The organism is Arthrobacter sp. ISL-28 (genome assembly GCF_018613875.1).
Classification (GTDB): Bacteria; Actinomycetota; Actinomycetes; order Actinomycetales; family Micrococcaceae; genus Arthrobacter.
The window spans coordinates 19,174-30,653 of sequence record NZ_JAGGPJ010000023.1; the positions used below are offsets into that span (position 1 = coordinate 19,174).

Here is an 11,480-nt window from a genome sequence, read left to right on the forward strand (position 1 = left end):
CTCAATCCGACGCTGGCTGCAGCTGCCGCCCGCAGGGGTGAAAGAGGACATTGGCGCCGATGCTGGCGGATGGGACGTCGGGTCTTCTCTAAGATCGGATAAACGATGCCAGGCCGGAATCGACAGCACTGTCTCCGTTGACCTCTCCCATATCGGGTCAATCGTCAGTCCGTTACTCGCACTGGAGAACGCCCGTCTCGTGACGAATGCCTTGGTGCCCCTTGGCATTGCAGCAGAACTACCTGCGCCTTGCCGATCGGATCCTCGACGCCGGACATCCGGTCTCCTTTGCGACCCACGACGCCGGGCTGATCAATGAACTGCTCCGGAGGCATCCCGGACTCGTCGACGTTCCGCTCGTCGAGTTTGAGATGCTTCTTGGCCTGGGCACGTCCACCCTGGACCGCCTGCGCGCCGATAATTTCACCACACGTGAATACTCCATCTAGGCTCTAAGTGCTCAACCGCCTCGCCGAAGACCCTGAACGGGTATTCGACGCCGTTATCGCAGCGGCCCGCTGACCTCCTTCGCCGTCCAGCAAGCCCCTTTTGTGCCATTTCGTGGCTGTACACTGCCCGGACTCACTGGGCATGGCCATGTCCGGGACAGGCTAGCCATCGCGTCTGGGGGCCACGTTTCGGCGCAGCATTTCCAGCTCCGCAACGTTGGTCAGTGGAGGCCGGGTTCCCCTATGGAACACCATCCCTTCCGGGAGTCCCTCCACCGCCGCCTGCATTCCGGAGATATCCACAGTTACCCGCGCCGCACCCACCGGTACGTTGGATGCATGCATGGCTCCCCACGAGTCCGGCAACACCGGGTCCATCCAAAGCCCGCCCAATGAAACATGGGCTTCGTAGCGCAGAAGGCTACGGAGCAGCATCACCGGGGCCGCAGACGCCCACGCCTGCGGAGAGCAGGCCGTCGGGTAGGGGAGCGGCTCAGGGAACTGGGCTCGGCTGAACCCGCAGAACAGTTCCGGAAGCCTGTTGTCCGTATATTCGGCGGCCTCTAGCAGTGCGGTGGAAAGGGTCTGGGCTTCCTTCACAAATCCGTAGCGCATCAGGCCGGCCACTATGAGCGCATTGTCATGTGGCCAGACCGAGCCGTTATGGTAGCTGACCGGATTGTACGCACCCATGTCCGTGGCAAGGGTGCGCACCCCCCAGCCGCTGAACATCTCCGGCGACATGAGCCGGTCGGCAACCTGCTGAGCCTTGTCGGCATCGACAATGCCGGACCACAGGCAGTGGCCCATATTGGAGGCGCAGGCATCGACCGGGCGCTTGTCCCGGTCGAGCGCGATCGCGTAGTACCCGCGCTCAGGCAGCCAGAAGACCTCGTTGAACCGCTTCCTTAACCGCGCGGCGCGGTCCTGGAGCTCAGCTGCCAAGTGCTTATCGCCGGCGTCGTGGGCCATCCAGGCACGGGCGATGTAAGCGCTGTAAACGTAACCCTGCACCTCACATAACGCGATGGGAGCCTCCGCGAGGCGGCCGTCGGCAAAATTGATTCCGTCCCACGAGTCCTTCCAGCCTTGGTTGATGAGCCCCTGGTCGTTGAGGCGTTCATATTCGACGAACCCGTCACCGTCACGGTCGCCGTAGTCCCGGATCCAGCCCAGAGCACGGTCCGCGTGGGGAAGCAGCGCCGCGATGTCCTCCGCGGAGACTCCCCAGCGGGAGACTTCGCCCAGCAGGGCCACGAACAGGGGTGTGGCATCGGCGCTGCCGTAGTAGGCGGACTTGCCGCCAAGTGCCAGACCCGTGCCGACACCAAACCGCACCTCATGCAGGATCCGCCCCGGTTGCTCTTCCGTCAGGACGTCCTCCACGGATCCCTGCCGGTCGGCCAGAGTCTGCAGCGTCCCGAGTGCCAGTGATGCATCAAGGGGCAGAATCATGGACGAGGACAGCAGCGAGTCCCGCCCGAACAGCGCCATGAACCAGGGCGCACCCGCGGCGGCGACCATGCGGTCGGGATGGTCCGGGTCGACGATTCGCAGGGCGCCCAGATCTGCATGGCTGCGAAGCATCGTTCGCTCCACAGCCGGATTGCCCAGACTGAGAACAGGAATGGTCGCAACCCAGGCCTGCTGCCGCCTGTCCTGCGGAGAGACGGTATCCGGAGCCGGCTGGAAAAACAGTCCTTCCGCGACGTCCCCCAATTCGGGAACTACCGTCGCCTGGACACTCCACTGTCCTTGAGCAGGAATAACCGCGCGGAACAGGAGACCATCGGTGCTGACATCACAGCCAGATGCTCGCACGATGACGTCCTTCCTCACCCCTTGCCAGACGGCCTCAATCCTCAGCGCCCCGTCCTCAGCCCGACGTGTCTGTTCCCACTGCCGATGGAATCGCCCGTCCTTCACTTCGAAGAGGTCAGCGAAATCCGCATCCACGGAGAGGGCAATGTCACAGGCGGCCGGCTGTTGGGAGTAATTGTGGACAGCGATGTCCTCCAGGATTCCGGCCCCCAATTCCCGACTGCGTACAACCGTTAGCGGGCTGTCCGCCCGGCCGTCGGCGCGCACGGCCCTGCCGATGTAGGTCGCTCGAAACGGTGAAGGAGTCCATGCGCCCAGCGGCTCCAGCTCCTGGCCGTTGACGGTCAGGCACCAGCGGGAGAGGACTCTCGTGTCCCGGTGGAAAACACCATGAGGGTGGTGGGCGAAGATGTCCCCGTTCTGCAAGGAAATGCAGAAGGACGATCCCTCCACCAGTGTTACCGCACCCAGTCCCGTGGAACCTGCTGCATTGTCTGCATTCCATCCGGCCATCTTGGCTCCCCTTTGAAGAACGCCACTTCGCCATCATGTTGGATTGATTGAATCTACGCCCAGCGACGAACACGCGCCAGATCCCCAGCCGCGCGGCCGGGAGTCTGCGGCGGGAACTGCATGGTCTGGCCGGGCCCACAGCTACGGGAAGTGCTTTGCACAGCGCCAGACCCGAGACGGAGCTGCGGATCTGACGCTGTTCAAAAGGCACGCTTAGGGATGAACTTTTCGCGGCACGGTGAAGACAACGACGGAGCCAACGACCGCAAAGATCGCGAACATGTAGAAGTTCATTTGCCAGCCGAAAGCCAGGCTGGCTACCGCACCGCCGATGATCGGGCCGCAGATCGCGCCGATCCTGCCGACGCCCAACGACCAGCTCAAAGCTGTTGCACTGAGTGATTGTGGGTAGTGCGTTGCGCAGTAACCGCCCACCAGGATTTGGGTTCCCACTGAACCGAGGCCGGCGAAAGCAACGATGACCAGCAGCATGGCCAGAGGCAGCTGCAGGGTCAACATCAGGATGGCCACGAATGCGAGGAGGAACGAGGCCGTGACCACCCTTTTGATCCCTATCCGGTCCGCAACCATCGAGGCGCTGATGGAGCCTACTATTGCGCCTGCATTAAGAACAAGGAGGAATGTCAGTGAATCGCCGAGATTGAATCCCGCCTGCCGCATGATCTGGGGCAGCCATGTGTTCAGTCCGTAGACCAGCAGCAAGCCGCAGAAGTTCGCCAAGGCGAAAAGGATGGTGGAAAGCAGGAATTTGCGCGTGAAGATGGTCTTAAGACTCGAATTTCCGGCGGCGGTCGCCGAGCCTGTGTCCTCAGTGGAAACGATGTCCGGATAGATCAGGCCAAAACGATCAGCGGTGGCCTCCGCTTCTGCAGTGCGTCCGGTGCGGGCGAGATACGCCACTGACTCCGGGAGCAGCTTCCATGCCACCGGCAGGAGGGTCACCATCGGCAGGGCGCCGATCGCATACAACCAGCGGAATTCGACGTGCTGGAGAAGGTTGATCGCCAGCAGGGATGCTCCCACGCCGCCAACCGAGTATCCGCTGAACATGAGGGCGTTGGCTATTTGACGCCTTTCCTTGCGGGCGTACTCGACGGTCAGGGCAATGCAGGTGGGGACCACTCCACCCAGGCCAAGTCCCGTCAGGAAGCGCAGCGCGCCGAAGATCTCGGCAGATGGTGCAAACGCGGTCAGCAGCATGCAGATGGAGAACATCATGATGCTGGCCAGCATGATCCGACGTCGGCCCAGACGGTCGGTGAGCATGCCCACCGACATTGTTCCCAGCAGCATGCCGACCAAGGCCAGGCTGCCGATCGCCCCGGCTTGGGCCGTCGTCAGCCCCCACTCCTGGTACTTCAGGATCGACGGGACGGTTGAGCCGTAAATGACGAGATCGTATCCGTCAAAGACGATGGTGATAAAGCACAGAAGAAGGACGGAGTGTCCCTTCCATGCGGGTGGGGCGGCGGCGGTACGTGTTGCCGTTGGCAATGACTGTGCCATGGATGCCTCTCGTTCTTCGCAAGGAGCGTGTGGTGCGGGTCACGCCAATAGTGTCACGCTTTATTTGCGATAGTAAAGAGAAGGCCATAGCGAGATAGTAACGATCGTCACCATGTCGTAACTTATGGAGGGTTCCTACCTCCGCAGACTCTCGGAAGGCAGTTCACCGAACGCGTCGAGGTACAACGCCGAGAAGCGTCCCTGATGCGAGAACCCGCACCGTTCAGCTATGGAGATGATTGTTTGCTCCCGAGGGTCCGCCGCCAGAAGCAATTCGCGGGCACGGTCCAGGCGAGCCCTGCGCAAGAGCTCCGAGGGTGACGCCCCGCACTCCGCTCGAAGGGCCGTCTGCAGAGTGCGGACCGAAACGCCCAGGCATTCGGCGATGTCAGGAACGGAGAGTTCCTCGGTGGCATGGCGCTCAAGGAGTTCACGGAACGCCCGGATCAACCTGCTTTCGGATTCCTGATTGCGGTCGGTGGCAGTTCCCGCGGCCTCATCCATGGCCATGAGCAGCCGCGACATCATGGTGTCTACCAGCAGCCGCTGGACGAAGGCGGGCGCGGTGACCTGGGCCGGGCGGATCATGTCATCGTGAAGTTCGACGACGGATCGCAGGAAAGCACGCCCTGGCTCAGTCGCGAGGTTCATTGAGTAGCCCAGATCCATGGCCTTGCCGGCAGCCTCGCCATACACCTGTTCGGCCACGGTGGCGAGCGCCAGGCGGCGGACATAGACGATCAAATGCGGCGTTCCGCGGTCCCAGACCATCGAAAAGGGACGATCGACCGGTGGAACCGTCGCCATCCTTGGATTGGAATCTACGGTGCTTGAGCCCACCTCCATGCGGGCATGCCCCGTCAGGGGAATCTGGATCAGATGGAAACTCTCCAGGCCTTGCGGGTCGATGCGGACCTCGGCCCCATAGTCCAGGTATTCAATTCCGACGTCTCCTCTGTGAAGAGACCGCAGCTTCATATCCACGGACGTCCCACGCGTTTGCGGGACAAGGTCGTGGCTGCAGAAAAGGCTGGCAATCTTCTCGTGCGCGTCATCGACGTCGGTTGTGGCTACCGTGGGGCGGCCCCTCAAGACGTCACGCGGAAGAATCCTGACCATTGAGCACCTGACTTCCCCGGTTTTTCGCTTTTTGGATGAGCCCTGCGCCAAGTGGATATACCGGTTTTCAGGGTGTGAATAGAGTCACTTCTAGGACAAGTATGACGCACGTCATACAAAGGCAACAACGGAATCTGAGCGAGGTGAGTGCAAATGAAGAACGTCAAGCTCGTGCACGAGCGGCGCTTGGAGTGGGAACGGACCCACCCAAAGCCCGCACCCAGCCCCGTTGCCAGGTAGTCGTTTCGCTTTTCGGATGATCGTCGCGCACACCGGATATACCGGATTTCACCCTGTGGCTAGAGTCGCTGCAAGTGAAAAAAGCGTTACGAGCTTCCCACACCACAACAAACTATCCCGTTGATTTACCTATGAAAGGTTTGGCTATGCCCGAACTCTCAGGCAGGACTGCGATCGTCACCGGAGGCGTTACAAAAATCGGCCAAGGCGTGGTTACGGCGCTGCGCGACGCTGGCGCCGCCGTCGTGGTCGCCGATATTGATGCCGAAGGAGGCGCCCGACTCGGCACCCTCGGCAGCGGCATCCACTTTGCACAGACAGACATCACCGATGACGAAGCGCTGTCCCGCCTCATGGACGAAACCCTCGTCTCGCATGGAAGCATCGACATCCTCGTGAACCTTGCCTGTACGTATACAGACGACGGTGCAGGATCCGGCCGAAGCGACTGGCTTGAGGCACTTAACGTCAACCTCGTCAGCGCGGTTATGACAGCCAAGTCGGCTCGTCCCTACCTGAAGGCCTCCCGGCACGGAGCAATCGTCAACTTCACCTCCATCTCCAGTTCCGTTGCCCAGACGGGGCGGTGGCTCTACCCGGCAAGCAAGGCTGCCCTCGTCCAGCTGACCAGGAGCATGGCAGTGGATTTCGCGGAGGACGGCATCAGGGTCAACTCGGTGAGTCCCGGGTGGGTCTGGAGCAACATCATGGACACGCTCACCAACGGAAACATCGGCAAAACGGACGCTGTCGCGGCCCCGTTCCATATCCTGAAAAGGGTGGGACGGCCCGAGGAGATCGGAGACGTCGTCGCCTTCCTCGCCGGTGATCGCGCAAGTTTCGTCACAGGCGCCGACTGGGCGGTCGACGGCGGGTATTCCGCTCTGGGCCCCGAACGCGCCGAGGAGACCATACCCCTGCTCGCAGCTGAAGAGAGGTGAGGACAAGTGCAGAACGTCAAGGTGGTTCACGAGCGGCGCCAAGGATGGGAACAAACCCCGCCAAACCGGCGCCAATGCCGGCCACCAACCCACTTCTCGCCCCCATCTGAGCCAGATTCCCGTACCGTGTTCGCCGCGGCGACCGGACCCAGGCCATCCAGGCATACCGAGACAAACTAAGGACAAAGGGCAACACTATGACGCAACGCCACATCACCATCATTGGAGCAGGGCAGTCGGGCCTGCAGCTCGGAATCGGCCTGCTGGAGGCCGGGTTCGCCGTCACCATGGTTTCCAACCGAACCCCCGAGGAAATCCGCGAGGGCAAGGTCTCCTCCAGCCAGTGCATTTTCCACGACGCACTGGAACACGAACGCAGCCTCGATCTGGATTTCTGGCCCGACGCCCCTACCGTGGACGGGATCTCCTTCACCGTTCCGCACGCTGAGATTCCGGGGGAGAAGGCCATTGGCTGGGCCTCCCGGCTGGACAACCCCGCCAAGTCCATTGACCAGCGAGTGAAGTTCCCACGGTTCATGGACGCCTTCGTCCAGCGGGGCGGCGAACTCATCTTTCAGGACGCGGGGGTCGAGGATCTCGAGAGGCATGCCCGGGGATCCGATCTAGTGATTGTTGCCGCCGGTAAGGGCGAAATTGCCCAGCTCTTCACCCGTGACGTTCAAAGAAGCACTTACGATGCGCCCCAGCGGGCCCTGGCGCTGACCTACGTGAACGGAATGACGCCCAGGTCCGAATACTCCGCCGTCTCCTTCAACCTGATACCGGGTATCGGTGAATATTTCTCCTTCCCCGCCCTGACAACCACCGGTCCCTGCGAAATCATGGTCTTCGAAGGCATTCCCGGCGGACCGATGGACTGCTGGAAAGGCCTGACACCCCAGGAGCACCTGGAAACCTCCAAAAACATCCTGAACACCTACCTCCCGTGGGAAGCCGACCGCGCCTCCGACGTCGAACTTACCGACCCGAACGGCTTCCTCCAGGGACGGTTCCCGCCGACCGTCCGCCATCCCATCGCCACGCTGCCCAGCGGCAAGCACGTACTGGGCCTGGCCGACGTCGTCGTCCTCAACGACCCGATCACCGGCCAGGGATCCAACAACGCCAGCAAATGCGCAGCCTCCTACCTGAAGAGCATCACGGAACACGGCGACGGCGCCTTCGACCCAGCCTTCATGCAGGCAACCTTCGAAACCTACTGGAACTACGCCCGGCACGTCGCCCACTGGACCAACGCCCTCCTGGCACCGCCCCCGCCACACGTCCTGCAAATTCTTACCGCAGCGAACGAGTCACAGGAAATCGCCAACCGGTTCGTGAACGGCTTCAACAATCCGCCGGACTACCAGGAATGGTTCATGGACCCGGACAAAGCCGCCACCTACCTGGCAAGCGTCGATGCCGCAAGAGTTCCCTAGCCGCTCCTTTGCCCCACTGCTCAACGACTTCGTTTGAAGAAAGCCTGACAATGCGAAAGATTGCAATTATTGGAGCCGGTGAATCCGGTGCCCAACTGGCCCTGGGCCTGCAGCGGGAAGGGTACGCGATTACACTCTTCTCCGACCGTTCGGCCGCCCAAATCCGGACAGGCAAGGTCATGTCCAGCCAGTGCATGTTTGCCACCGCCCTCGCCGCGGAAGCGCAGCTGGGCCCGGCGCTACAGAGCCTCTATGACACCGGGACCGTGCCTGAGATCAATGCCATCCGGTTTCGGGTCGAGGGCGAAGGCCCGGCGGATCCGATTGAATGGGAGGCGGCCTTGGATGCGCCGGCCCGCTCGATCGACCAGCGGATCAAGAGCGCCGCCTGGATCGAGTCGTTCGTGGCCGCAGGCGGGGACTTCCGCATCGAGAAAGTCACGCCGCGCATGCTGGAGGAACTCTCACGCGATTATGATCTGGTCATCGTCAGCACCGGAAAGGGCGAAATCGGCCAGATCTTCCCCAGGGACAAGGCCAAGTCACCTTTCGATCGGCCGCAGCGGGTCCTCGCGCTGAACTACGTTTCGCTCGGCAATCCGGGTGGGGAGCAGCCTGGGGCCGGAGAACAGACCGGGCAGGGCGGTGACGGCATTCGCATGGCCATGGTGCCCGGCGTCGGTGAATTCTTCACCTTTCCCGGACTGACGGTTTCCGGACCGTGCCAAATGATGGTCTTCGAGGGCGTCGTCGGCGGTCCCATGGACCGCTGGACCGACGTCAGCACTCCTGAGGAGCAGCTGCAGCGGTCCCTGGAAATCCTGGAGGAGCACTTTCCCCATGAAGCGAAGAACTTCGCACATGCGGTCCTGACGGACGAAGGCGCTACACTCCTGGGACGCATCACCCCCACGGTGCGTTCCGCCGTCGGGGAGTTAAGCAACGGAGGACTGGTTTTCGGCCTCGGAGACGCCGTGCTTCTCAACGACCCGCTCACGGGCCAGGGCTCGAACAATGCCACCCTGGCTTCCCGTTACTACCTCGATTCCATCATTCGCAGGGGCCAGGAGCCGTTCGACCGGCAGTGGATGGAACGGACCTTCGATGAGTTCTGGCGTGGCTGGGGCCAATGGGCAGTCGCGTGGACGAATGACATGCTCAAGCCCCGGAGGGACCACCAGAGGGTGGCAATGAGCGAGGCATCGGCACATCCTTCCCTGGCATCAAGCATCGCCGCCGGATTTGATGATCCCCGGACCTTCTATCCATGGTGGTTCGACCCTGCGGCGGCCGCAGATTTTGTGCTGGCCCAGAAGGCGGAAGACTCAGCCGCCTTTGACCTCCGGGATTTCAGGGGCGCGCTGGGACAATTCGCCACCGGCGTCACGGTGGTCACTACCATTGCGGCGGATGGTCGAAAGGTGGGCATGACCGCCAATTCGTTCACCTCCGTCTCAATGGAACCCCCTCTGGTGTTGTGGTGCCCCAGCAAGCGGGCTCCAAGCCTCACCGATTTCGAGGAATCCACCCATTTCGCGATCAACATTCTTGCGAGCGACCAGCACGTGCTGTCCCGGCAATTCGCCACCCCTTCAGCCGACAAATTCGCCGGAGCCGAAACCTCGGAAGGAATTGCCGGGGTTCCCTTGCTGGAGGGGGCGGTAGCCACGTTCCAATGCAGGACGGTATCCCGCCACGACGCCGGTGACCATGTGATCTACGTGGGCGAGGTTGAGAAATACGAAAACCCGGGCGGGGCGCCCCTGGTGTTCCAAGGCGGAAAATACCACGCGACCGCCAGCCACCCGGACTTCTGATAGGAGGTGGCGCTGCATGAATTCCGGCGAAATAGCGATCATCGGTTCAGGGATCAATTCCTTAGTGGCGGCAGCGGAGCTTGCCCTCGCCGGCAAGGACGTGTGCCTCATCGAGCGGCAGGACAGGCTGGGAGGGTTCATCCACTCCTCCCAGCGGACACTGGCCGGTTTTATCCACGACACCTTCTCCTCGTGGCACCCCTTGTTCGTCTCAGGAAACGCCTATCAGTCCCTGGGACAGGAACTGCATGCCAGAGGGCTGGAATACTGCAACACTGACGGTCCCGTAACAGCGAGCGTGGCTGCCGACCCCCGTACGGGCGGGCAGCGGGTTGTCATTGCCCATCGCGACCCGGCCGTTACTGCGGCGGCTCTGCAAACGCCGGGGGATGAAGCCGCATACCTCACGATGCTGGAAGACCTCAGCCGCAACGCGGGCACCATTTTCGGTGCTTTCGGCGCGGAGCTTAGATCCTTCAGGCAGGTCGCGAAGATCGCCCTCGGCGCGCTGAAACGAGGACGGTTCAAGGGCACGGAGGCCTTCGTGCGGGATGCCGTCATGAGCGGCCGCAACTACCTCAGGAGCCGCTTTGACGGGTGGGAGGCAGACCAGCTCTGGGCCCCCTGGCTGCTCCACGCCGGCCTTGGCCCGGACCAGGCTACCGGGGGCGTCATGCTTCCGGTCATGGCCCTGAGCATGCACGGTCATGGACTTCCCGTCGTCAAGGGCGGGGCGTCGAACTTTGTTGCTGCCTTTGAGTCACTGCTGCGAGAAAAGGGCGTGCGAATCCTGCTGGAGACAGAGGTGGACGAAGTGCTCGTGGAGGCCAACAGGGTTGTCGGCCTGAAAACCTCCCGCGGCCAGATCAGGACCAGCACAGTCCTTGCCAACGTGTCTCCGCAGGCCCTGTACTCCCGGCTGCTCAGCCAGGCACCGGACGGTCCAGCCAAGGCGGCCGCCCGGTACCAGAACGGCCGCGGTGCAATGCAGATCCACCTTGCCTTGGACAAGCCCGTGGAATGGCAGGACGCCAGGCTGAACACCGTGCCCCTGGTGCACCTGAGCAACGGTGCCGACAGTACGGGCATCGCTTGCGCCCAGGCCGAGGCAGGTTTGTTGCCAGCGGAGCCCACGGTGGTGGTAGGGCAGCAATGCGTTCTTGATCCGTCAAGGGCTCCCAGCGGCAAGGCGACTCTCTGGTTACAACTACAGGAAGTGCCCTTCGCGCCAAAGGGCGACGCCGCGGGGGTGCTCAGTGTCGACGGCGGCTGGCCAGCAGAGCTGAAGGAACAGTACATGGAACGGGTCCTGTCCAGGCTCGAACAGTTCGCACCTGGTACGCGGGACTCGGTCTTGGCATGGGACATCCTCGCACCCACTGACCTCGCCTCCGAGAACCCCAACGCCGTCAAAGGAGACCCCTATGGCGGCTCCGCGGAGCTCTTCCAGAATCTCCTGTGGCGTCCCTTTCCGCAGGCCGCAGGGCACAGGACCCCTGTCAGGGGCTTGTGGCACATAGGCGCTTCCACCCATCCTGGTCCGGGGCTGTCCGGCGGATCGGGTCACCTCGTAGCCCAAGAACTGAACTCAACATCAAAACCATAGGAGAACAA

8 protein-coding genes are annotated in these 11,480 nt (G+C 62.2%); 5 read left to right on the forward strand and 3 right to left on the reverse strand.

The features are described from left to right. The first annotated feature begins 221 nt into the window (after positions 1–221). On the forward strand, positions 222–449 hold the full coding sequence (locus J7E80_RS15965; protein WP_215053223.1) for a hypothetical protein: 228 nt from the start codon (positions 222–224) through the stop codon (positions 447–449). Positions 450–611: 162 nt separating this feature from the next. On the opposite strand, the gene J7E80_RS15970 is transcribed toward J7E80_RS15965, so the two are convergent. The 3 genes from J7E80_RS15970 to J7E80_RS15980 all read right to left on the reverse strand — a co-directional run bounded on the left by J7E80_RS15970 (position 612) and on the right by J7E80_RS15980 (position 5,429). After that, complete coding sequence (locus J7E80_RS15970; protein ID WP_215053224.1) at positions 612–2,783, reverse strand: glycogen debranching N-terminal domain-containing protein; 2,172 nt, start codon at positions 2,781–2,783, stop codon at positions 612–614. A gap of 213 nt (positions 2,784–2,996) precedes the next feature. Further along, positions 2,997–4,310 carry an aromatic acid/H+ symport family MFS transporter gene (locus tag J7E80_RS15975; protein ID WP_215053225.1) on the reverse strand — a complete coding sequence of 438 codons (1,314 nt, stop codon included), beginning with the start codon at positions 4,308–4,310 and terminating at the stop codon, positions 2,997–2,999. 135 nt (positions 4,311–4,445) lie between these two features. Beyond that, positions 4,446–5,429, reverse strand: coding sequence for an AraC family transcriptional regulator (locus J7E80_RS15980; RefSeq protein ID WP_215053226.1), 984 nt, complete (start codon positions 5,427–5,429; stop codon positions 4,446–4,448). A 386-nt stretch (positions 5,430–5,815) separates the two neighbouring features. Between J7E80_RS15980 and J7E80_RS15985 the strand changes: the two genes are divergently transcribed. The 4 genes from J7E80_RS15985 to J7E80_RS16000 all read left to right on the forward strand — a co-directional run bounded on the left by J7E80_RS15985 (position 5,816) and on the right by J7E80_RS16000 (position 11,472). Continuing rightward, positions 5,816–6,610, forward strand: a complete 795-nt coding sequence (locus tag J7E80_RS15985; protein ID WP_215053227.1) for an SDR family oxidoreductase — start codon at positions 5,816–5,818, stop codon at positions 6,608–6,610. A gap of 197 nt (positions 6,611–6,807) precedes the next feature. After that, complete coding sequence (locus J7E80_RS15990) at positions 6,808–8,049, forward strand: styrene monooxygenase/indole monooxygenase family protein (protein WP_215053228.1); 1,242 nt, start codon at positions 6,808–6,810, stop codon at positions 8,047–8,049. A gap of 50 nt (positions 8,050–8,099) precedes the next feature. After that, on the forward strand, positions 8,100–9,866 hold the full coding sequence (locus J7E80_RS15995) for a flavin reductase (RefSeq protein WP_215053229.1): 1,767 nt from the start codon (positions 8,100–8,102) through the stop codon (positions 9,864–9,866). Positions 9,867–9,882: 16 nt separating this feature from the next. Next, complete coding sequence (locus tag J7E80_RS16000; protein ID WP_215053230.1) at positions 9,883–11,472, forward strand: NAD(P)/FAD-dependent oxidoreductase; 1,590 nt, start codon at positions 9,883–9,885, stop codon at positions 11,470–11,472. The last annotated feature ends 8 nt before the right edge of the window (positions 11,473–11,480 follow it).

What these genes read in the sequence shown, in the direction of transcription:
- J7E80_RS15975 (WP_215053225.1), bottom strand. Translation starts at nt 4,310, where the DNA reads ATGGCACAGTCATTGCCAACGGCAACACGTACCGCCGCCGCCCCACCC.
- J7E80_RS16000 (WP_215053230.1), top strand. Translation starts at nt 9,883, where the DNA reads ATGAATTCCGGCGAAATAGCGATCATCGGTTCAGGGATCAATTCCTTA.
- J7E80_RS15990 (WP_215053228.1), top strand. Translation starts at nt 6,808, where the DNA reads ATGACGCAACGCCACATCACCATCATTGGAGCAGGGCAGTCGGGCCTG.
- J7E80_RS15995 (WP_215053229.1), top strand. Translation starts at nt 8,100, where the DNA reads ATGCGAAAGATTGCAATTATTGGAGCCGGTGAATCCGGTGCCCAACTG.
- J7E80_RS15985 (WP_215053227.1), top strand. Translation starts at nt 5,816, where the DNA reads ATGCCCGAACTCTCAGGCAGGACTGCGATCGTCACCGGAGGCGTTACA.
- J7E80_RS15970 (WP_215053224.1), bottom strand. Translation starts at nt 2,783, where the DNA reads ATGGCCGGATGGAATGCAGACAATGCAGCAGGTTCCACGGGACTGGGT.
- J7E80_RS15980 (WP_215053226.1), bottom strand. Translation starts at nt 5,429, where the DNA reads ATGGTCAGGATTCTTCCGCGTGACGTCTTGAGGGGCCGCCCCACGGTA.